Origin of the sequence: Corynebacterium marambiense (assembly GCF_016342275.1) — a bacterium.
In the GTDB taxonomy this organism is placed as follows: domain Bacteria; phylum Actinomycetota; class Actinomycetes; order Mycobacteriales; family Mycobacteriaceae; genus Corynebacterium; species Corynebacterium marambiense.
Genome location: NZ_JAEIOT010000006.1, coordinates 1 through 617 on the forward strand (window position 1 = coordinate 1; position 617 = coordinate 617).

Genomic DNA, 617 nt, shown 5'->3' on the forward strand with positions numbered 1-617 from the left:
CAGCAGCCGACCGCGCCGAACAAACCTGGCGCCAGGCAGCAGCACAGACCGCGCAGATCGCCGATGAACTCGACCACATCGCCGCACAGATCAGCGACCTCACCGACGGGGAATCTTTCGACCAGGCCGCACACACCATCACCACGGTCGCCGCCAGCGCGCGGGTGTTTTCCACCAACGCCCAGATCATGGGTGAAAGTGTCGCCCGGCTCAACCCCATCAACTCCTGGGCACAAGCAGAAATCACCACCGCCGAAATGCAACTGGCGTTGATCGAGGAACCCGCAGAACGCGCGCTCGCGGAGAAAGCCTGGGTGTCATCCTTCCTCGGCGGGAGCCTGCCCGTGGCGGTTTCTGGTGCGGTCCCACCGATCAGTCACCTGATGGATTCCCCGGTTGACGGCCACGGTGGGCACACCACCACCGGTGACAGGATGACCCTCGGCACACCGGTACCACCGGCGGTCACCGGTGGTACCGGTGCAGGTGCTGGTGGTACCGCCGGGGCGATCACCTCCGCGCAGTCTGGTGGTAGTGGTCTGGTGCGCCCGGATGCGGTGGGGACTTCGGCTGCCGGTGCGGCAGGCGGTGGTGCACCGGTGGTCTCTGCGCCTGGT

The 617-nt window shown here is 66.5% G+C and carries 1 protein-coding gene; it reads left to right on the forward strand.

Going from position 1 to position 617, the window contains the following annotated elements:
- On the forward strand, positions 1 to 617 hold a 617-nt coding region (locus JDV76_RS05155), incomplete at both ends, for a hypothetical protein (protein ID WP_418884420.1).